This is a genomic window from Streptomyces sp. NPDC057697 (assembly GCF_042799335.1).
GTDB lineage: Bacteria > Actinomycetota > Actinomycetes > Streptomycetales > Streptomycetaceae > Streptomyces.
In genome coordinates this window covers 192,120-211,126 of sequence record NZ_JBHVJA010000007.1, presented here as the reverse complement: position 1 = coordinate 211,126, position 19,007 = coordinate 192,120, and the positions used below count along the sequence as shown (strand labels likewise).

14 protein-coding genes are annotated in these 19,007 nt (G+C 69.2%); 10 read left to right on the top strand and 4 right to left on the bottom strand.

From position 1 onward, the window contains the following. Nucleotides 1–89: 89 nt before the first annotated feature. On the bottom strand, nt 90–2,660 hold the full coding sequence (locus tag ACFVFH_RS20265; RefSeq protein WP_383770415.1) for an SUKH-4 family immunity protein: 2,571 nt from the start codon (nt 2,658–2,660) through the stop codon (nt 90–92). Between the two features lie 5 nt (nt 2,661–2,665). After that, nucleotides 2,666–3,643, bottom strand: a complete 978-nt coding sequence (locus ACFVFH_RS20260; RefSeq protein ID WP_383770747.1) for an SMI1/KNR4 family protein — start codon at nt 3,641–3,643, stop codon at nt 2,666–2,668. Between the two features lie 315 nt (nt 3,644–3,958). On the opposite strand from ACFVFH_RS20260, the gene ACFVFH_RS20255 reads away from it, so the two are divergent. Both ACFVFH_RS20255 and ACFVFH_RS20250 read left to right on the top strand, forming a co-directional pair. Beyond that, the gene (locus ACFVFH_RS20255; RefSeq protein WP_383770413.1) at nt 3,959–4,483 is read left to right on the top strand and encodes a YwqJ-related putative deaminase; all 525 of its coding nucleotides are present in this window, start codon (nt 3,959–3,961) and stop codon (nt 4,481–4,483) included. 10 nt (nt 4,484–4,493) lie between these two features. Further along, nucleotides 4,494–5,027 carry an SUKH-3 domain-containing protein gene (locus ACFVFH_RS20250; protein ID WP_383770410.1) on the top strand — a complete coding sequence of 178 codons (534 nt, stop codon included), beginning with the start codon at nt 4,494–4,496 and terminating at the stop codon, nt 5,025–5,027. 85 nt (nt 5,028–5,112) lie between these two features. Here ACFVFH_RS20250 and ACFVFH_RS20245 read toward each other — a convergent pair whose 3' ends face one another. Further along, nucleotides 5,113–6,429, bottom strand: coding sequence for a sensor histidine kinase (locus ACFVFH_RS20245; RefSeq protein WP_383770408.1), 1,317 nt, complete (start codon nt 6,427–6,429; stop codon nt 5,113–5,115). Nucleotides 6,430–6,584: 155 nt separating this feature from the next. On the opposite strand from ACFVFH_RS20245, the gene ACFVFH_RS20240 reads away from it, so the two are divergent. The 6 genes from ACFVFH_RS20240 to ACFVFH_RS20215 all read left to right on the top strand — a co-directional run bounded on the left by ACFVFH_RS20240 (nt 6,585) and on the right by ACFVFH_RS20215 (nt 12,441). Beyond that, nucleotides 6,585–7,469: a hypothetical protein gene (locus ACFVFH_RS20240; protein WP_383770406.1), complete on the top strand. Its 885-nt coding sequence runs from the start codon at nt 6,585–6,587 to the stop codon at nt 7,467–7,469. A gap of 182 nt (nt 7,470–7,651) precedes the next feature. After that, on the top strand, nt 7,652–9,100 hold the full coding sequence (gene glmU / locus ACFVFH_RS20235) for a bifunctional UDP-N-acetylglucosamine diphosphorylase/glucosamine-1-phosphate N-acetyltransferase GlmU (RefSeq protein WP_383770403.1): 1,449 nt from the start codon (nt 7,652–7,654) through the stop codon (nt 9,098–9,100). A 121-nt stretch (nt 9,101–9,221) separates the two neighbouring features. Continuing rightward, nucleotides 9,222–10,196 (top strand): ribose-phosphate diphosphokinase, encoded by a 975-nt coding sequence (locus ACFVFH_RS20230; protein ID WP_030926792.1) that lies wholly within the window; start codon nt 9,222–9,224, stop codon nt 10,194–10,196. A 203-nt stretch (nt 10,197–10,399) separates the two neighbouring features. Next, a complete protein-coding gene (locus tag ACFVFH_RS20225) occupies nt 10,400–10,987 on the top strand; it encodes a 50S ribosomal protein L25/general stress protein Ctc (RefSeq protein WP_383770401.1) in 588 nt (195 codons plus the stop codon). Between the two features lie 136 nt (nt 10,988–11,123). After that, nucleotides 11,124–11,717, top strand: a complete 594-nt coding sequence (pth, locus tag ACFVFH_RS20220; protein ID WP_383770398.1) for an aminoacyl-tRNA hydrolase — start codon at nt 11,124–11,126, stop codon at nt 11,715–11,717. 253 nt (nt 11,718–11,970) lie between these two features. Then, nucleotides 11,971–12,441, top strand: coding sequence for a hypothetical protein (locus ACFVFH_RS20215; protein WP_383770395.1), 471 nt, complete (start codon nt 11,971–11,973; stop codon nt 12,439–12,441). A gap of 27 nt (nt 12,442–12,468) precedes the next feature. Here ACFVFH_RS20215 and ppc read toward each other — a convergent pair whose 3' ends face one another. Then, nucleotides 12,469–15,198 (bottom strand): phosphoenolpyruvate carboxylase, encoded by a 2,730-nt coding sequence (gene ppc / locus ACFVFH_RS20210; protein ID WP_383770393.1) that lies wholly within the window; start codon nt 15,196–15,198, stop codon nt 12,469–12,471. 326 nt (nt 15,199–15,524) lie between these two features. Between ppc and ACFVFH_RS20205 the strand changes: the two genes are divergently transcribed. Beyond that, nucleotides 15,525–16,526, top strand: coding sequence for an acyl-CoA desaturase (locus ACFVFH_RS20205; RefSeq protein ID WP_383770390.1), 1,002 nt, complete (start codon nt 15,525–15,527; stop codon nt 16,524–16,526). Then, on the top strand, nt 16,523–17,212 hold the full coding sequence (locus ACFVFH_RS20200; protein WP_383770387.1) for a TetR/AcrR family transcriptional regulator: 690 nt from the start codon (nt 16,523–16,525) through the stop codon (nt 17,210–17,212). Before ACFVFH_RS20205 ends, ACFVFH_RS20200 begins: the two co-directional genes overlap by 4 nt. Nucleotides 17,213–19,007 lie beyond the last annotated feature (1,795 nt).

Here is a 19,007-nt window from a genome sequence, read left to right as displayed (position 1 = left end):
CCCGAAGCACCCGGCCCGGCCCCCGCACCACACAGCACGGCGCCCGGCCCCCCTCTCGGGAACCGGGCGCCGTCAGCGAGGCCGCCGGATCAGATCAGCCCGTCCCACATCTGTTCCAGAAGCACCGACCACCAGCTCTCCGGCGAAGCCAGCGCCGCCGCGTCCAACGCCACCAACTGGGCCTGGAAGTCGACCGTCCAGCGCCCCGCCTGCTCCGGGTCGAGCCCGAAGCGCAGCCGCCACATCCGGCCGAGCAGCGCCATCGAACGCTGGAACTCCGGCAGCCCGGTGTTCACGAACTGCGGCGCCACCGACTGCCCGCCCGGCCCCGCCTCGACCGGCACGGCCACGATGTTCGCGGTCCCGTACTGGACACAGATCGCCCGCCCGAAGTCGGACCCCATGACGAGATACGACCCCGCGTCGGGAGCGGCCTGCACCTGACGCTGCGCGGCGAGCTCGGCCAGCGTCGGTACGACCGGCTGACCCGGCTGCGCCCAGAAGAACGGCCCGAAGTCGGCGGGCAGCCCCGCCCACACCAGCGTCCGCGCCACGGTCTCGGGCACCCCCTGCCGGGAGACGGCCCGCTGATCGAAACGGCAGATGCCCTGCGGCCCGAAGGTCTGCAACAACTCGTCCGCGATGGCCTCCGGCGGTGCCGCCATCGCGGGCGGCATCTGCGGCAGCGGCGCCCGCACCGGCGCCGGGCGGGCGGGCCCGTCCGCCACCTGGTGCAGCTCGCCCTGGTGGGTGAGGAGATGCTGCATGCCCTGCTGGCGGCTGGCGTGATCGGTCCCGTACGGGGCGACACTGGTGATCCGCACCTGCGGCCAGGTCTCACGGATCATCCGCGCGCAGTACCCACCGGGCAGCTCACAGGACTCCAGCTCGGTGTGCAGCTCGATGACCTGCTGCGGCGGCACGTTCATCGCCCGCAGCTCGTGCAGCATCTGCCACTCGGGGTGCGGGGTGCCGGGCGCCGAACGCCGGATCAGCTGCTGCTCGCTGCCATCGGGCGCGCGGTAGCGCAGCACGGCCTGATAGCCGGGGCCGACGGTCGGCTGCCCGGACGGCGCCTGCGGATACCCGTACGCCGGGGGCGGCGGGGCCTGCGGATTCGGCGGTACGGGGCCGGGGGCGCCGCCCTGCGGCACTCCGGGAGGACCGGGCGGACCAGGGGGGCCGGGCGGACCGGGGGGCCGGACCCCACCGGGGCCGCCCATGCTCGGATCAGCCAACATCGTCGCGGCATGGTGCATACCGCCACCCGGCGGCGGCGTCGAACCCGGCGGAGCCACCGGAGCACCAGGCGCCCCAGGAACCCCAGGCACACCAGGAGCACCGGGCGGACCAGGAGGCCGGACCCCACCAGGGCCACCCATGCTCGGATCAGCCAACATCGTCGCAGCATGGTGCATACCGCCACCCGGCGGCGGCGTCGAACCCGGCGGAGCCACCGGAGCACCAGGCGCCCCAGGAACCCCAGGCACACCAGGCACACCAGGAGCCCCAGGCGCCCCGGAAGGCGGCAGCGGGGCGCCGGGCGGACCCGGAGGCGGCAGCGGCGCTCCGGGCGAGCCCACCTGGGGGGCCAGCTGCGTCGGCAGGTACCCGCCCGCCGGGGCACCGGGCGCACCCGGGCCCGAAGGGGGCGGCACCGGCGCACCCGGCCTGGCACCCGGAGTCCCGGGAGCACCGGGCGGCGGCGGGGTCGACGAACCACGCGCCCCACGCGGCGTCACCGCGGCCTTGCTGGTGGCCGCATCGGCGATGTCACCAGCACCCGGACCCGGCACACCCGCCGGAGCGCCCGGACCCGGAGCACCCGGACCAGCCGGGGCGCCCCCCTGCGGAGGCAGGCCCGGCGCGATCGCCGTCCGGGGAAGCTGGCTGCCCCCCGACATCAGGGCGGTCGGCGCATCCGCCGGCACGACCGGCGGCGGGGTGTTCTCGTCATCGGCACCCGAGAGCGGCGGCGCGAACACCGTGGCGGGCAGCGGCACCGCCCCCTCGTCGTTGTCCGCGTTCGTGTCCGTACCGGCCCAGGGAGTGGACCCGTCCGGCACATTCGGCGGGGACACCGGGACACCGTCGTTGGCCGTGGGCTCGTACGCGACCGGCCCGCCCTGCCCACCCGGCACCACCGGAGAAGCCGGAGGAAGCGGCGAAGCCTGCGGAACCGGAGAAACGGGCGGAACCCCGGACGCCGGAACGCCCGGAGCGGCCGCCGGAACGCCCGGAGCGGCCGCAGGCGCCACGTTCCCGCCCTGACCCTCCCGGCGATCCGGAATGCCCAGCTTGTCGGCCGCCTCCTGGAGCCACTCCGGGGGGCTCAACAGGAACGACGTCTGATTGAGATCGATGCGCTGGGGCGGCTCCGGAGCAGCAGCCGCCACCACGGGAGCGCCGTACTCCTCCTCGTAGCGCCGGATCACCTCACCCACCGGCAGCCCCGGCCACAAAGTGGCCTCGCCACTGTCCCGGGCGATCACCAGCCGCTGCGCACCACCGTCCGAGACCGGACCCTCGGCCCGGTCCTCGCCCCACACCACGAAACCCAGCTCGAACTCCCGCACCCGCACCTCACGGTGCTGATACGCGGGCACATCGCCGTTGATCCACTCGTCCGCGCGCTCCTGCGCCTGAGCGAAGGTCACCATCGCGCTCACCCCTCCACCGGGACGGCCCGCGCGAAGCCGCCGTCCACCATCAGGTTCGCCACGGTCTCCAGCTCCGGCGGATTGCCCGCCAGCCGCCGCAGGAAGGCGTCGAAGTCATCACCGCACGGCAGCAGCAGCCGGTCCACCCGCTCCTGAACATTCCAGCCGTCCCGATCCCGGGCATCGTCGTACGCACAGAACCAGACCGAACCGACGCCGCTTCCCTTCACCTTCACCGCGACAATGCCGCCCTGGACGAAACCGACACCCAGGAAGTCCTTGGTGAGGTGATCACGCAGACACTTGTTGATGTAGACCAGATCGTTCGCCGCGGCCTGCTCCCGCACCGTGAAGAACGGCTGATCGACCAGGAGCCCCAGCTCCGCGTCGAGCGCCGCGCCGACCGGCGCCGAACCCCCCGCCGCCTTGAGGAACGAACGGTACGCACCCGGCAGCCGGTAACCGAGATCCTCCTCGACGTTCAGCACCTGCGCCTCGCTCACCGCCACAGCACCCTTCGGCAGCCGGAAATGCGCCGGCCGGGTCTCCTGCAACGGGCGCGTCCCCCGCTTGCCGTGGTCCACCGCCGTCGCCGCCAGCCCACCGTGATGCCGAAGCAACGCCTTCACCTCGACCGGGACCAGCTCCATCCGCCGACCCCCCGGCACGTGGTGCCACGTCCAGCCGTGCGGAGTGGCGACCGAAGGAATCGTGTCCCACAGCTCATGACCGCTCGCCGCCAGCGCCGCATTGGCCGACACGTAGTCCGTGAGCCGCAACTCGTCCACCCCGAAACCCTGCGGCGGCTCGGCGACCTCCGCCGCAGCACGCGCGTACGGCGCGAAGACCGGGCTGCCGTTCCCGTCCATGCGCACACCACCAGGATGGCGGGACGCCCGGACCGGATCCGGAAAATGCACGAGCTGCCCGGCGTAGGCCGCGTTCGGTGGCGCGGCTTGCTGCCCGAGCCGACCTGTCGTCATGGCGGTTGCCCCCTGCTGCGTCTGGCTGGTGAGGACCGGCCTGCCCGAGGGTCGACGGTCCGGGCACAGCCTATGCGGTGCCGCAAGGCCCGGTCTCGCCCATGTGACCTGTCGTACGACTCCCCCTCCGCACCCGTCACGAACCGTCACAACGACGTGACGGACGAGCAACGCCACCACCCCCGACAGACGACACGGAGACACGTTTCACCGCCCCAGCTTCCCCACCAGCCCGGACATTTGGCAGGCTGTCACCGCAACTCGGGGGCGTGCACATCGCGCAGCTACCGCTGCGGGCACGGGAGGGAAAGCACCATGACCACTGCACAATCAGTCACATCCGGGGACCCGCGCCTCAGCTGGAGCAGCACCGACACGGGCCGCACACCCCGCCTGCACCACCGCCGCGACGGCATCCTGCCCGCCGTCGCGGCCGCGCTCTCCGTACGCGGCGAGACCTTCACCTGCACCGCGGGCAAGGGCGACCAGCCCCCCGTACTGCACCCACTCGTCCAGGACTTCCTCGACACCCTCCCCAGCGGCCGACGCGAACGCTTCACCGGCCGCTGCCCCGAAGCCATACTGCTCTCCCGCCAGCTCACCGCGGCGGAGTCGACCCGCTCCAAGCGCGCCCAGCGCAAGCCGATGACCAACGGCGAAGCCCGACGCGCCCTCAAGCACTCACGACTCACCGCACGGCGCATCCGCGAGGACGGCGACCCGCTGCACGGCAGCTACGCACCACCCTGCCGCTCCTGCACGGCGATGCTCGCCCACTTCGGCGTACGTCCCGTCGACCTCACGACCGCCGGGGCGGCGACCACCGCCGAGAAGGGCTGACCGCACGCCGATGCACGACCGAACCGACCTGCCCGCACAGACGGGCCCCGCCGAACGCGACCGGCACGACTCCACCCGCTTCCCCGTCGCCGTCGACGCCGCCCTGCGCGCCGCCGGCTGGCAACCCGGCCGCTGGGACATCCGCCGGGCCGAGGAATGGGCCGACGCACTGCGCTCGCACACCTCGCCCGCCGGACACCAGCACGCCGTCTTCCCCGCCGCCGTCGAGGCCTGGGCCGAATTCGGCGGACTCCACATCTCCGCCTCCGCACCCGGCCGCCAGATCGCACCCGCACCGGTACGCATCGACCCACTGAGCGGACTCCACCTCGCCCGCACCCTCGGCGACCTCGGCCGGGCACTGAACACCGAGGTCAGCCCGCTGGGCGAGGAAGGAGACGGACAGGCGGTCCTGGCGATCGACAGCGAAGGCCGCGTCTACAGCATCGACCACACCGGCGACTGGTACCTCGGCCCCGACATCGACCAGGCACTCGCCACCCTCATCTCCGGCATCCAGCCCGAACGCCTCGCCCCGAGCTGACGGCCAGGGGCGGGGCGCACCCCGGGGCGGACCCGAGAACCCACCCGACGCACCACCGCCCCTCAAACCCGGGGCCCCTCGGGGGTCAGGCCGCCGCCCCCCGCGCCGGCAGCACCGCCGACACCCGGAAACCACCCGCATCCGTCGGACCCGAGACGAAGACACCCCCCAGCCCCTGCACCCGCTCCCGCATGCCGACCAGACCATTACCCCCGCTCGGCAACCCGGCATCCGCCGTCGCCGCGTCCGAGGGACCGTTCTCCACCTGCATCGCGACCTCCTCACCCCGGTGCGCCAACCGCACCCAGGCCTTCGCACCCGCCGCATGCTTGTGGACGTTCGTCAGCGCCTCCTGCACCACCCGGTACGCCGTCTGCTCGACCTCCGGCGGATACGCGCGCACCTCGCCGTCCACCGACAGCTCCACCGTCATCCCGGCCGCCCGGGACTCCCCCACCAGGGTCTCCACCTCGTCCAGCCTCGGCCCGTCCTCCGTCGCCGCCGCAGCCGCTGCGGCCGCCGCCTGACCGACCGACGCCAGCGGCACCGAAGCCGGGCGGGCCGTCACCGGATCCCCCGCCCGCAGCACCCCCAGCATCTCCCGCAACTCCGTCAACGCCTGCCTGCCCATGTCACCGACCAACGCCGCGTTCCGCACCGCCTTCGCCGGATCCTTCGGAGCGACGGCCTGGAGCGCGGCGGCATGCACCACCATCAGGCTCACCCGGTGGGCGACCACGTCATGCATCTCGCGGGCGATCCGGTGACGCTCCTCCGTACGCGCCCACTCCGCCCGCTCCTCCGCCCGGTCGGCGAGCAGCGACAACTCCCGCTCCAGCGAATCCGCCCGCTCCCGCAGGCTCTCCATCAACCGCCGCCGGGCCCCTATGTAGAGGCCGAACAGCACGGGCGGCGCGGTGAGCCCCAGCGACATGAAGAGCGAGATCAGCGGTACGTACCAGTCCCCCGGCCCGAAGTCGTCCTGCTGGGCGACGCTCTGCCGCAGCCGTACATAGGTGACGATGAACGTCCCCGCGAAGGACATCCCCATCAGCACCGCGGTGATCCGCCTCGGCACATCGGAGGCGGCCAGCGTGTAGAGGCCGACCAGGCCCATCAGGAAGCCCATCTCGGCCGGCGTGGTCGCGATCGCCACCAGCACCACCGCGAGCGGCCACCGCCGCCGCACCACCAGGACCGACCCCGCCAGGAGCCCGAACAACACCCCCATCGGCACCGGCAACCCGGTGTCCCCGGCGAACTCCACCCCTTCCAGCGCGCACTCCAGCGCCGACAGGAGCCCGAGCCCCACATCCAGGGCGACACTGCGCCGCCGCTCCCACCACCAGTAGCCGCGGGTGGTCGTTCCCGCCGCTGCCCGGTCTGCCCCCGTTGCGGTCATGCCGTCCACCCTACGGGCGGGCGCACCCCGTTTTCGGGCGACGGGGACAGCACGTGCTCCCGCCGAACAGCGACAGAACGGCCGCATATCGCTTGAAATGGTGAATCGAGCAGGCTTTCGCACCGGACGTCCGCATTCCGGACGACGCTCGTCGCATGACGGAAATCACGAGCAAGTACGCCAACTTCGAAGAGCTGCGCGAGCAGGCCGTCACCCTGCGCCGGGAGGGCCTGAGCCTCAGGCAGATCCGCGACCGGCTGCACATCCACAACAACGACCTCCTGGGCCGCCTGGTCAGGGGCGAGCCGGCACCGGAGTGGACGAAACGCCCACGCGCCAAGGACGACCTCCGGGAGAAGGCCCGGGAACTGCGCAGCCAGGGCATGACGTACGACCAGATCCAAGTCGAGCTGGGGTGCTCGAAGAGCTCGATCTCACTGTGGGTACGGGATCTGCCGAAGCCGGAGCCGCGCTACACGGACGAGGAGCGCCGCGCCCTCATGAACGCCGGGCTGTCGCGCCTGCGCGCCTTCCAGGACGAGGAACGAAGCCGGGTCAAGGATCGCGCACGAGATGCGGTCGGCCAGCTGTCGGACCGGGAACTCTTCCTCGCCGGAGTAGCCCTGTACTGGGCCGAAGGCGCCAAGGACAAGACATACAGTCGCCGCGAGAGCCTTCATTTCATCAACAGCGACCCCAACGTGATCACGCTGTACCTTCGCTGGCTCGAACTGCTTGAGGTCCCACGTGAGCGCATGCACTTCCGGGTCAGCATCCACGAGTCGGGGAACGTCACCGAGGCCGAGCAGTTCTGGGCAGACCTGGCGGGCGTTCCCGCCTCCTCGCTCCAGAAGACGACCCTGAAGAAGCACAACCCCAGGACCACCCGCAAGAACACCACCGAGGCATACCGCGGCTGCCTGATCATCTACGTCACCAAGAGCGCCGACCTTTATCGTCGCGTAGAAGGCACTTGGTACGGCATAGTGTTGAGTGCCGCTCCGGCGAGCCGACACAATGTCCGGTTTAGCCGGGATTAATCCCCCATGGTGTAATCAGGCAGCACTGCGAGTTTTGGTCTCGTATGTCCAGGTTCAAATCCTGGTGGGGGAGCCCGCTCGCGAGGGCCCCGACCTCCGAGGTCGGGGCCCTCACCCATGCCTGCCCCATAACCCCCCGGTATCCTTCGGATGTCCCCCACCCGAAGCCGAAGGACATACCCGTGAGCGTCAACCGCCCGGCAGCCGTCGTCGTCCTCGCAGCGGGTGAGGGCACCCGCATGAAGTCGAAGACCCCCAAAGTTCTGCACGAGATCTCCGGGCGCCCGCTCGTCGGACATGTCGTCGCCGCCGCCCGCGAACTGGACCCCGAACACCTCGTCGTGGTCGTCGGCCACAGCAGCGAGCGGGTCACCGCACAGCTCACCGCCGCCGACGACCGGCTGCGGACCGCCCACCAGGCCGAGCAGAAGGGCACCGGCCACGCCGTGCGCGTCGGTCTCGAAGAGCTGGGCGGGGTCGTCGAGGGCACCGTGATCGTCGTCTGCGGCGACACCCCGCTGCTCTCCGGTGAGACGCTCCTCGCGCTCGCCGCCACCCACACGGCCGACGCCAACGCCGTCACCGTGCTGACCGCCGAGGTCCCGGACTCCACCGGCTACGGCCGTATCGTCCGCGACCCGGCCAACGGCTCGGTCACCGCGATCGTCGAGCACAAGGACGCCACCGACGCCCAGCGCGCGATCCGGGAGATCAACTCCGGAGTCTTCGCCTTCGACGGCCGGCTGCTCGCCGACGCCCTCGGCAAGGTCCGCGCCGACAACAGCCAGGGCGAGGAGTACCTCACCGACGTCCTCTCCATCCTGCGCGAGGCCGGGCACCGGGTCGGCGCCTCGGTCGCCGGGGACCACCACGAGATCCTCGGCATCAACAACCGGGTGCAGCTGGCCGAGGCCCGGCGGCTGCTGAACCAGCGGCTGCTGGAGCGGGCCATGATGGCCGGTGTGACCGTCGTGGACCCGGCGTCCACGGTGATCGACGCCACCGTCACCTACGAGCGGGACGCGCTCGTGCACCCGGGCACCCAGCTGCTCGGCAGCACGCATCTGGGCGAGGACGCCGAGGTCGGCCCCAACACCCGGCTCACGGACACCGTCGTCCGGGCGGGCGCGCGGGTGGACAACACGGTCGCGGACCGGGCGGAGATCGGCGAGGGCGCGACGGTCGGCCCGTACGCCTATCTGCGGCCCGGCACCCGGCTCGGCGCGAAGGCCAAGGCCGGTACGTACGTGGAGATGAAGAACGCCACGATCGGCGAGGGCACCAAGGTCCCGCACCTGAGCTACGTGGGCGACGCGACGATCGGCGACCACACCAACATCGGGGCCGCCAGCGTCTTCGTGAACTACGACGGCGTGGCCAAGCACCACACCACGATCGGCTCCCACTGCCGTACCGGGTCGGACAATATGTTTGTGGCGCCTGTCACGGTCGGGGACGGTGCCTACACCGCGGCCGGCTCGGTCATCACCAAGGACGTACCGCCCGGTTCGCTGGCCGTCGCCCGCGGCCAGCAAAGGAATATCGAGGGTTGGGTGGCCCGCAAGCGTCCGGGAAGCGGCGCCGCGCAGGCGGCTCAGGCCGCCGTGTCGGAACACAACAGCGAAAGCTGACCGGAAACAGGTACGCCGAGCACGGCGTACCGTGATAGATGCTCACCCCATTTCGGCTGGCTCGTTGCGCATCGGGACAACATGCGCGCAGCGCCAGGAACACGTCTGAGGAGACTGTGCTGTGACCGGGATCAAGACGACCGGCGAGAAGAAACTGATGCTCTTCTCCGGCCGCGCCCACCCCGAGCTGGCCGAGGAGGTCGCGCACCAGTTGGGTGTCGGCCTCGTGCCGACGAAGGCCTTCGATTTCGCCAATGGTGAGATCTACGTCCGCTTCCAGGAGTCGGCTCGTGGTGCCGACTGCTTCCTGATCCAGAGCCACACCGCTCCGATCAACAAGTGGATCATGGAGCAGCTCATCATGCTGGACGCGCTGAAGCGTGCTTCGGCTCGTTCCATCACGGTGATCGTGCCGTTCTACGGTTATGCCCGGCAGGACAAGAAGCACCGTGGTCGTGAGCCGATCTCGGCGCGTCTGGTGGCCGATCTGATGAAGACGGCGGGTGCTGACCGCATTCTCACGGTGGATCTGCACACGGACCAGATCCAGGGCTTCTTCGACGGTCCGGTGGATCACCTCTTCGCGCTGCCGATCCTGGCGGACTACGTGGGTGCCAAGGTCGACCGTACGAAGCTGACGATCGTCTCTCCGGACGCCGGCCGTGTGCGGGTGGCGGACCGCTGGTGCGACCGGCTGGATGCTCCGCTGGCGATCGTGCACAAGCGTCGTGACAAGGACGTCGCCAACCAGGTGACCGTTCACGAGGTGGTCGGCAATGTGAAGGGCCGGGTCTGTGTCCTGGTCGATGACATGATCGACACGGGTGGCACCATCTGTGCCGCCGCCGACGCTCTGTTCGCGCACGGCGCCGAGGACGTCATAGTGACGGCGACCCATGGTGTGCTGTCGGGTCCGGCCGCGGACCGGCTGAAGAACTCGAAGGTCAGCGAGTTCGTGTTCACGGACACGCTGCCGACGCCGGGTGAGCTGGAGCTCGACAAGATCACGGTGCTCTCGATCGCGCCGACGATCGCGCGTGCGGTGCGTGAGGTCTTCGAGGACGGTTCGGTCACGAGCCTCTTCGAGGAGCAGTAGGAGCAGCGGGAGCGGTCGTCGGAGCGGCGGCTCCGAAGATCGACTTTGGGGGCGGCCTCTCCGCCGGGTAGACTCAGTGAGTTGCTCGGCGAGGGAGGCCGTACTCGTATGTACGGTGGTCCGTTATCGACGCGCTCTTCGTAGCAGGCCTGTCGTGGGCCGGGTGACCGTCCAAGTTTTGTCACCTTACGAGGAGTGCAGTCATGGCTGAGGTCAAGCTCGACGCCCAGGTCCGTACCGAGTTCGGCAAGGGTGCCGCCCGTCGGACCCGTCGTGCCAACCTGGTTCCGGCGGTCGTCTACGGTCACGGTGCCGAGCCGGTTCACGTCACCCTGCCGGGTCACGACCTGATGATGGCGCTCAAGACCGCCAACGTCCTGATCGGTCTGGAGATCGACGGCAAGGACGCGCTGGTCATCCCGAAGGCCGTGCAGCGCAACGCCCTCAAGGGCAACATCGAGCACGTCGACCTGCTGACCGTCAAGCGCGGCGAGAAGGTCAACGTGGAGATCGCGGTGCACGTCGAGGGCGACCTGGCCCCGGGCGGCAACCTGCTGGAGTACGTCCAGAACACGCTGCTGGTCGAGGCCGAGGCCACGCACATCCCGGAGTCGGTCACGGTTTCCATCGCGGGTCTGGACGCGGGTGCGTCCGTTCTCGCCAAGGACATCCCGCTGCCCAAGGGTTCCGTGCTGGCCGGTGACGAGGAGGCCGTCGTGCTTCAGGTCGTCGCCGCGCAGGCCGAGGAGCCGGCTGCCGAGGGTGCCGAGGGCGAGGGCGCCGAGGCCTGAGCCTCGTCGTACTGCTTCACCGCTTGACTGCTTCACTGCTTCACTGACGGGGCGGCGGTTCCTTGTTCGGGACCTGCCGCCCCGTTTTCCTGTATTCAGCGCAATCAGCCGTCGTACGCGAGGAGACCGAGCGCAGATGTCCGACGCCACCGAACCCTGGCTCATCGTGGGCCTGGGCAATCCCGGCCCCGAGTACGCGGCGAACCGGCACAATGTCGGTTTCATGGTGGCCGATCTTCTGGCCGAGCGGATCGGCGGGAAGTTCAAGCGGGCCCAGAAGGCGCAGGCGCAGGTGGTGGAGGGGCGCATGGGGCCGCCGGGACCGGCGAGTCGGCGGGTGATCCTGGCCAAGCCGATGTCGTACATGAATCTGTCGGGCGGGCCGGTCACGGCGTTGCGTGATTTCTACAAGGTGCCGACGGATCATGTCGTGGCGGTCCATGACGAGCTGGACATCGACTTCGGGGCGTTGCGGCTGAAGCTGGGTGGTGGCGACAACGGTCACAACGGGTTGAAGTCGATGACCAAGTCGATGGGGGCGGACTATCACCGGGTGCGGTTCGGGATCGGGCGGCCGCCGGGGCGGATGCAGGTCGCGGACTTCGTGCTGAAGGACTTCTCGTCGGTGGAGCGCAAGGAGCTGGCGTATCTGGTGGACCGGGCGGCGGATTCGGTGGAGAGTCTGCTGGCGGAGGGTCTGGAGCGGGCGCAGAGCGCGTACAACTCGTAGCGCGTTGCGTGGCGGGGTTGGTGCGCGTACAACTCGTAGGGCGTTCCGTGGCGGGGTTGGTGCGCGTACAACTCGTAGCGCGTTGCGTGGCGGGTTGGTGCGCGTGCGACTCGTAGGGGGCGGTGTTTGCGCGGTGGCGCGTGCGACTCGTAGGGGGCGGTGGTGCGTACAACTCTGACATTTCTGCCGGTACCCCGGCGTTTTTCGGCCACGAGTTGACCGGTGGCCCCGGTCTGCCCAAGGATCGCTCCCCATGAAGCGGAGCTCCTCCCACCGCGCCCTGGTCCATGCCCGCAACGCCGCCATGGGCTGTGTTGTTCTGTTGCTGCTGGTGGCGGGTGTGCTGTCGTCCTGGGACGAGGCGCACCACATCATTCTGGCCAAGGGCCGTGAGCACGGCACGATGACGGTGACGGGGTGCGGTGCCGATGTCTGTACGGGGCCGTTCGCGCCGTCGGGGCAGGCGGCGGCGCGGTCGCGGGTGACGATCGACAGTTCCGTGGCGGCGCGCCGGGGTGATCGGTTCCCGGTGGTGGTGAAGCCGGGTACGGATGATGTGGTGCGGACCGGGACGCCGGGTTTTCTGCATGCCTGGGTGCCGCTGGGTGGTGCGTTGTTGTTGGCGGGTCTGGTGATCGGTGGGGGGTTGCGGATGTCGCGGACCGGTTGGTGTACCGGGATCGCGGGTGCGGCCCTGCTCGTGGCGACGTTCTTCGCGCTGTGAGCGGGGCCGCGCCCGGTCCGGTGGGGGTCAGCCGGTGTTGCGGAGGCCTGCGGCGACGCCGTTGACGGTGAGCAGCAGGGCCCTGGCGAGCAGCGGGTCGGGTTCTTCGCCGCGTGCGGCGGCTTCGCGCTGGCGGGCCAGGAGGGAGACCTGGAGGTAGGAGATGGGGTCGAGGTAGGCGTCGCGGATGGCGAAGGTCTGTTGGAGGGCGGGGCTGGTGTCGAGCAGTTCGGTGGAGCCGGTGATCTTGAGGACTTCCTGGACGGTGAGTGCGTGTTCGGCCTCGATGTCGGCGAAGACGTGCTTCAGTTCGTCGGGGACGAGGGTGTCGACGTAGTGGCGGGCGATGCGCAGGTCGGTCTTGGCGAGGGTCATCTCGACGTTGGAGAGGAAGTTCCGGAAGAAGTGCCAGTGTTCGTGCATTTCGTCCAGGACGGTGTCGAGTCCGGCTTCGCGCAGGGCCTTGAGGCCGGAGCCGACGCCGTACCAGCCGGGGACGATCTGGCGGGACTGGGTCCAGCCGAAGACCCAGGGGATGGCGCGCAGTCCGTCGAGCGAGACGCCTGAGCCGGGGCGGCGGGAGGGGCGCGAGCCCAGGTGCAGGTCGGCGAGTTGGTCGACGGGGGTGGAGGCGAGGAAGTAGGTGGGCAGGTCGGGGTCTTCGACGAGCTTGCGGTAGGCGGCGTGGGCGGCGTCGGAGACGGTGTCCATCGCGGCGTCCCAGCGGGCGAGGGCTTCGTCGGACTGGCGGGGTGCGGTGTGGAGTGCGCTGGCTTGGAGGGTGGCCGCGACGGTCAGTTCGAGGTTTTCGCGGGCGAGTGCGGGGATGAGGTACTTGTCGGAGATGACCTCGCCCTGTTCGGTGACCTTGATCTCGCCTTCCAGGGTGCCCCAGGGCTGGGCGAGGATCGCGTCGTGCGAGGGGCCGCCGCCGCGGCCGACGGTGCCGCCGCGGCCGTGGAAGAGGCGCAGGCGTACGCCGTAGCGGTGGGCGACGTCGCGGAGGCGGCGCTGGGCGCGGTGGATCTCCCACTGGGAGGTGGTGATGCCGCCGAACTTGGAGGAGTCGGAGTAGCCGAGCATGACCTCCTGGACGTCGCCGCGGAGTGAGACGAGGCGGCGGTAGGAGGGGTCGGCGAGCATTTCGTCGAGGATGACGTCGGCGGCGCGCAGTTCGTCGGTGGTTTCGAGGAGCGGCACGATGCCGATCTTGGCCCAGCCTGCGTGGAGGTCGATCAGTCCGGCTTCGCGGGCGAGGACGGCGGCGGCGAAGACGTCGTCGGCACCTTGGCACATCGAGATGATGTAGGACTCGATGACTTCGGGGCCGAAGCGTTCGAAGGCTTCCTTGACGGTGTGGAAGACGCCGAGGGTCTTCTCGCCCTCGGCGTCGAGGGGGGCCGGGGTGGGGGCGAGGGGGCGGCGGGAGCGGAGTTCCTTGGCGAGGAGCTTCTGCCGGTAGTCGCGGGGCATGTCGGCGTAGCGCCAGGATTCCTCGCCGAGCCGGTCGAAGAGCTGGCCGAGGGCGTGGTGGTGGGCGTCGGCGTGTTCGCGGACGTCCATGGTGGCGAGCTGGAGGCCGAAGGCGGAGAGCGTGCGGATGGTGCGGTCCATGTGGCCGTCGGCGAAGAGTCCGCCGCGGTGCTCGCGCAGTGAGGTCTGGATGAGTTCGAGGTCGGCGAGGAGTTCGGCGGTGCCGAGGTAGTCGCAGCCGGGGCGGTGGGGGGTGCCGGAGGCGAGGCGCTCGCGGGTGTTGACGAGCTTCTGGCGGATGCAGGTGGCCTTGAGGCGGTAGGGCTCCTCGGCGTTCAGCCGCTTGTAGCGGGGGCTGATCTCGGGGAGGCGTTCCAGGTCGGCCTGGAGGGAGGTCAGCAGCTCGTCGGTGGCGCCGGTGTAGCGGATGGAGTTGGAGAGGAGTCCGCGCAGGTTGTCGATGAGTTCGAGGGCGTCGGTGATGCCGTGCTCGTGCTGGAGGATGAGCACGTCCCAGGTGACGGCGGGGGTCACGTTGGGGTTGCCGTCGCGGTCGCCGCCGATCCAGGTGCCGAAGGTGAGGGGGCGGGTGCCTGCGGGGAGTTCGACGCCGACGCGTTCGAGTTCGGCGGCGAGGTCCTCCAGTACGTCGCCGACGGCGTTGGCGTGGAGTTCGTCGAGGTAGTAGATGGCGTTGCGGGCTTCGTCGGCCGGCTCGGGGCGGACGACGCGTAGTTCGTCGGTCTGCCAGATGAGGTCGATGTTCTCGGCGAGGCGGAGGTCCTGGCGGCGTCGGTCGGCGTCGACGAGGGGGGTCTCCAAGAGTGCGGCGATGCGGCGGAGCTTGTTGAGTACGGAGCGCCGGGCGGCTTCGGTGGGGTGTGCGGTGAAGACGGGGCGGACGTTGAGGTTCTTGACGGTCTCGCGCAGGTGGTCGGGGTCCGCGTCCTTAAGCCGGTCGGCGGTACGGGCGAGGAGGCCGCCCTCGGCGGCGCGCCGGTCGCGCATTTCGTGGGCGCGGTGGACCTGTTCGGTGACGTTGGCGAGGTGGAAGTAGGTGGAGAAGGCGCGCACGAGTTGTGCGGCGGTTTCCAGGTCGGTGTCGCCGAGGAGCTGGGCCGCGGCTTCGCCGTCGGTGCGGGTCAGGGCGCGGACCCGCTCGACGAGGTCGAGGAGTTCCTGGCCTTCCTGGCGTACGAGGGTCTCGCCGAGGAGGTCGCCGAGGCGGCGGATGTCGGCGCGCAGCTCGGGGCTGGCGGCGGGGGTCTGGTCGGCACTGCTCACGGTGTGCGGCTCCTTGCAGTGGTTGAGCACGGGGTTTCACCGGAGGCCGCGGCAGGCAGCGGCCCCGGGGGTTCTCCGGGGGCCACGACAGACAGCGGTGCTGGCGCCACCCCGGGAGAGCAGAGTGCGGACCGCGCTGTCCGACTCCACCAGGATAGGTGTCCACTCCGTCGGCCCCGTTGGCGGCCCGATCGGGTTTCCCCTTCGTGGGTGGCCGGTCGCGCTCTCGTGCGGTGGGCCCGCGCGCTGCCATACTTACGTGTCCGTAGGTTACGGAACCGTAGCCAGAGCTATCCGTCGTATTCCTCATCCCCAGGGGACTCCCCATGAACACCAGCCCCTCCGTGATCGACGATGCCCAGCCATCGGCGGCCGACGGTCAGGTTCTTCCCTCCGCCACGCTGGGCGGGGACAACAAGCGGTCGATCGAGCAGGTCGCCCTTCTGCTGTTCATCGTGGTGCCGTTCGTGGCGCTGGTCGCGGCGGTGCCGCTGGCCTGGGGCCGTGGTGTGAGCTGGCTCGATCTGGGTCTGCTCGTGGCGATGTACTTCATCGGCTGCCATGGCATCACGATCGGTTTCCACCGCTATTTCACGCATGGTTCGTTCAAGGCGAAGCGGCCGCTGCGCATTGCCCTGGCCGTGGCGGGTTCGCTGGCCGTGGAGGGTCCGCTGGTGCGCTGGGTGGCCGATCACCGCAAGCACCACCGGTTCTCCGACGCGGAGGGCGACCCCCATTCGCCGTGGCGTTTCGGCGAGACTCTGCCCGCGCTGATGAAGGGCTTGTGGTGGGCCCACATCGGATGGATGTTCGATGAGGAGCAGACGCCGCAGCAGAAGTACGCCCCCGACCTGATCAAGGATCCGGCGCTCCGGGCCGTCTCCCGGCACTTCATGACGCTCACGGCCGTGTCCTTGGCGATCCCGCCGCTGGTCGGGGGTCTGGTGACGATGTCGTGGTGGGGTGCGGCGACGGCCTTCTTCTGGGGGTCGCTGGTCCGGGTGGCTCTGCTGCACCACGTCACCTGGTCGATCAACTCGATCTGCCACGCGGTCGGCAGGCGGCCCTTCAAGTCGCGTGACCGGTCCGGGAACGTGTGGTGGCTCGCGGTCCTGTCCTGCGGCGAGTCCTGGCACAACCTGCACCACGCCGATCCGACGAGCGCCCGGCACGGCGTGATGCGCGGTCAGATCGATTCGAGCGCCCGGTTGATCCGCTGGTTCGAGAAGCTGGGCTGGGCGCACGATGTGCGCTGGCCGGACGCCGCCCGGATCGAGTCCCGCCGGATCGACTCCCGGCGCGACCGCGAGTCCGCCGACGCGGCATGATTGACGACGTGGCGACCGACTCCAGTACCAGCAGCGAGAACACCCGTCCTTCCCCTTCCGCCCGGCGTACCCGCCGGGTGCGGATGACCGGGAAGGAGCGCCGCGAGCAGTTGCTGGACATCGGCCGCACCCTCTTCGCCGACAAGGGTTTCGAGGGCACCTCGGTCGAGGAGATCGCCTCCCGTGCCGGTGTCTCCAAGCCGGTGGTGTACGAGCACTTCGGCGGCAAGGAGGGTCTGTACGCCGTCGTGGTCGACCGCGAGATGCGCCAGCTCCTGGACATGGTGACGAGCGCGCTGACCGCGGGCCATCCCCGTGAGCTGCTGGAGCAGGCGGCGTTCGCCCTGCTGGACTACATCGAGACGTACACGGACGGCTTCCGCATCCTGGTCCGCGACTCCCCGGTGGCCCAGTCGACCGGCACGTTCGCTTCCTTGATCAGCGACATCGCCACCCAGGTGGAGGACATCCTGGGCCTGGAGTTCAAGGCCCGGGGCTTCGATCCGAAGCTGGCCCCGCTGTACGCGCAGGCGCTGGTGGGCATGGTCGCGCTGACCGGCCAGTGGTGGGTCAACGCCCGCAAGCCGAAGAAGTCGGAGGTCGCCGCCCATCTGGTGAACCTGGCCTGGCACGGCCTGGAGAACCTGGAGGCGAAGCCGAGACTGATCGGGCACCGCAAGAGCTGAACGGGGGGTGGTCACCCGTTCAGCCGGATCGGCCCGAATAGGGCGAGTGGAGCGCCGTTCCCGGGAGAGCGGGCGGTTCCTGCGCCCGGCAGTCGCTGTTCTTCCAGCTGAAACACCGCCGCCCTTGCTAAGCGGTTCCACGTGCGTCGACACAGGTCAGTCCAGGATGGCCCGAATCCGAAGCGCCACGTGCACTTCCCCGAGTGCATGGTGTGGTCCACCCCTGCGAGGGGCGTGCCTTCCTGGCGGAAGCTGCCTGGAGTCCCCACGGTGAACACGCCTTGATTCACCTCCTCGGAAGCGGCCCCCACAACTTCTTGAAGCTGCTCGCACTTCCGCGCCGAACACGAACAGTGACTTCGACTCCGGAATCCGTATGCGCCTGGCAGAGAGGGTAGGCGATCACTACGTTCCCCCGATCGTCCGACCGGAACCCGAATCTCACCTCGCGCCCCTGCAACCCGCACCTGCCGGCTTGGGAGCCCACCCGCTCCCAGGCCGAACCGGTGCATCCAGGATCAGGTACCAGATCCAGGGTCGATGCCCATCAGAGTGAGTCCGGCTACGAGGATCACAGCGCTCAGCGAGGCCCCCGCCTTCTGGCGTCTTGTCCAGTTTTTCCAGTCGCGTTGCCCCCGCGTTGAGACGATCAGGCCTAGCCCACCTATAACCATCACAGCAACTCCCACGTATCCCATATGACCTCTCAGTAGCTAGTGGCCACTGGGTTGGAACTCGATCTCTATGCCCGGACAGCGATGCAACGCCTGAGGTCACAAGATCGTATTACGAGTTCTACGTGAGACATTCTCTTACTTACTGCCGTCCTGACTCGATGCCGCCTTGTCTTGCGGCTCCGAGCCATCCCATCGGATCAGCCAATGGACACAACGAGGATCGCCACGACGGCCAGAGCCCCGACTATGGTCCAGCCCACAGCGATCCCAGAGATCAGGCCCCGCCGCATCCCTGCCCCTTCAAGCGCTTCCCTGAACCCCTGTGTCCACCTGTCCGAATTTCTCAGCACCAGCAACCCCAGAGGCAGGAAGAGTGCCATGAAAACCAGGAAGGCCATCACAGCCCCCCGGCGTCGCGCACAACGCCCCAGAGAAAGACGACCGCTATGAAGATTCCGAACGCCATGAGCAACGCCCCGAATCCGCGAGCAAAACGCCATGGAAGAGACAGATGATGAGTCGAAGGTGTCGGAGTTATGTATCCGCCGGATATCCAGTCGGTGACACCTAGCCAGTTCTTGCGCAGACTGAAACCCATTAGCATGAAGATCAACGAGAAGATAATTATCAAGGCGCTCCATCCCTGATTCGATATGTACTGTGCCTGAGATCCCCCGAAAGCTGAGTAAACAGCACAACGTTCCTGCGACAATTACCGTAGACATTGCACAGCCCCCTGGCCTGCCCCCCTCAACCGGCGGGTGGCAGGCCAGAAGACTGCGTTCAGTGTGTATAAGTCCAAGTGTGGTTCACTCCGGCTTCCAGACCTGCCTCAATACCCAAGCCGCCTCCGACGTTGGTGCTCCCATGATCCATTTGATGTCTTGGTGGCAAGGGCGCAGCCGCCAATATTTCCCATTCCACCGACGCCGCCGTGCAGTGCCAAACATATGCCGTGTGTTCGCACGTCTCCACCAGACGCGAAGACCTGGTCGACCATTCTCCCGATGGACTTGCTGATGCTTTTCAGGACGCCGTCGAGATAGCCGGTGCCCTTGTCGTCCCGCTTTCTCGCCGTCCCGCGCCGCGAGTGCGTCTGCGACGCCGCCTGGTACGGC